3 protein-coding genes are annotated in these 2,192 nt (G+C 66.1%); all 3 read right to left on the minus strand.

Going from position 1 to position 2,192, the window contains the following annotated elements:
* Positions 1 to 54 precede the first annotated feature (54 nt).
* Positions 55 to 447, minus strand: a complete 393-nt coding sequence (locus tag O9280_RS15115) for an H-NS histone family protein (protein ID WP_298344595.1) — start codon at positions 445 to 447, stop codon at positions 55 to 57.
* Positions 448 to 632: 185 nt separating this feature from the next.
* On the minus strand, positions 633 to 1,979 hold the full coding sequence (locus O9280_RS15120; protein ID WP_298344597.1) for a Y-family DNA polymerase: 1,347 nt from the start codon (positions 1,977 to 1,979) through the stop codon (positions 633 to 635).
* Between the two features lie 15 nt (positions 1,980 to 1,994).
* On the minus strand, positions 1,995 to 2,192 hold a 198-nt coding region (locus tag O9280_RS15125), incomplete at its 5' end, for a S24 family peptidase (protein ID WP_298344600.1).

A 2,192-nucleotide genomic window follows, 5' to 3' on the forward strand; every position in this document is an offset into this window, starting at 1 on the left:
GAGAGCGCGCCAGTCCGCATCGCTGTCGACCGGCCCGTCGCTCCCCTGCCGCGATCAGCTCTTGACCAGGAGTTCGTCCTCCTTCTTGCCCGCGGCCAGGGCGGCCTTGAACCAGTTGGGCCTCTTGCCCACGCCGCTCCAAGTGTTGCCTTGTCCATCGGTGTACTTTGCGGCGCGCATCGGCTTGCCCTTACGCGCAGCGCTGGCAGGTCCGCCGCCGGGCTTGCGACCCGCTTCGCGGCCGGGCGCGGAGGGCTTGGCCGCCTTCGGCGCAGTTCCCGCCAAACCCAGATCCGCGGCTGTCAATCCATAGTGCGCAATGGCGTCCTTGATCTTGGCAATCACGCCGCCCACTTCCTGTTGGCGGATCGCTTCAGCCTTGGCCTGCAGCGCGGCGATCTGCTCCTGGATGGCCTTGAGGGTACTGCCGGATTTCCTGGTTGCCATGTCGCTGAATACCTGAAGAAGATGGAATCAGGAGCATACGTCTTCCCGTATGCCGAATTCGCACTTCCGGGCTCGATCTACAAATGGAATCGATGACATGGCTGCAATTCGCAACAAGGAGGCGCGAGCCCTCAACGAGTCTTCGCCACGTCCGGGTGCGCCTGCCCTCGCCTGACTTAACGTGCTCAGGCCCGCACGACAGGGAGTTCCTCCCAGCGTGTGGTGTACCGCGGCGTTCTGCGGTCCTGGCGCACGGACCACGATGCTCCGCCACTGTCGGCGGCAAGGGCGCTCGCCGTGCTACCCACCCTGACGGCGCCGCGCCCGAACCGGCGATTGAGCTCATCCATGGCTGCCATCAGCGCGGGGCGGTCTGGCTCAGGTGCAGACTCTCCTCCATCGCTGCCGCCGAGGTCGAGTTCGCCCTGGTCGCCGATCGCTTGGGCTTCTCGCAGGTCCATCAGCATCACGCCGGCCTTGGCGTAGTTGAACCCGGGCCTGAACATCGAACGTGCCGCATCGCAAGCCGCTTGGACGATCTTGCGGCTGTCCGCGGTGGGGCGCATCGGCACCGTCATGCTCGGGCTGTGCTGCCTGTCGCCTTCTCGGAAAGGGCTGGTGCGGATGAAGACCTGAAGCGCACCCGCGACCGAGCCTTGCAGGCGGAGCTTCTCAGAGGCGCGCGAGGCGAACTCGCTGACCGCCTCGACGATGCCATCGACTTGCGTGACCGGCTTGCCGAAGGACCGGGAGACGAGGATCTGCTGTTTGGCGGCCGGCGCTTCTTCCACTTCCATGCAGGGTGTGCCGCGCAGCTCCAGAACCGTCTTCTCGAAGACCACGCTGAACTGGCGCCGGAGCGTGGCCATGTCGGCGCGCATCAGGTCCAGCACGGTGCGCACGCCGCCAGCGTGCAGCTTCGCAGCGATCTTGCGCCCCACGCCCCACACATCGCCCACGTCGGTGGCCGACATCAGGGCCTCCAGTTCGGTCGCTGTGAGGTCGGTGGTGTTGCAGACCTGGGCCAGCCGGTGAGATAGCGCCTGTGGGTAGTGGCCCGGCTTGCGATCACAGGTCTTGGCGATGTGGTTGGCGAGCTTGGCCAGCGTCTTGGTCGGCGCAATCCCTACCGAGGTGGGCAGACCGAGTTCCTGCAGCACGGTGGTGCGCAGATGCCTCGACTGGGCCGTCAGGTCCCCATGGATGCCGTGAAAGTCGATGAAGGCCTCGTCGATGGAGTACGGCACCACGTTCGGCGAGTAGCGCGAGGCGATGGCCATCATGCGAGCCGACATGTCGGAGTACAGCTCGAAGTTCGCCGACAGCGCGATCAGGCCGTGGGTCTTCTGGAGGTGACGCACCTGGAACCAGGGCTGCGCCATCTGCACGCCCAGATCCTTTGCCTCGTTGGACCGGGCGATGCAGGCCCCATCGTTGGAGCTGAGCACGACCAGCGGCCGTCCTTCAAGCCTGGGGTCGAACACCCGCTCGACGGAGCAGTACATGTTGTTGACGTCGACGAGGGCGAACAACCGGCACCCCGGCTCTCAGGTCAGCAGCTGTCGTATGACGGTGGTGACGACGCCCCAGACCTCCAGCGGCCGAGCCTCGTTGCAGACGATCCGCTGGACCGGGTTCTGGGCAGTCTCCAGTGCCGTGCCCCCGCGCTGCCGCACCAGCCGGCGACAGAGCAACTCGCCCTCGACCTTGGCGATGACCAGGTGCCCGTGCTGGGGCGCCACGGC

The sequence above is a fragment of the Silanimonas sp. genome (assembly GCF_027531545.1).
GTDB lineage: Bacteria > Pseudomonadota > Gammaproteobacteria > Xanthomonadales > Xanthomonadaceae > Silanimonas.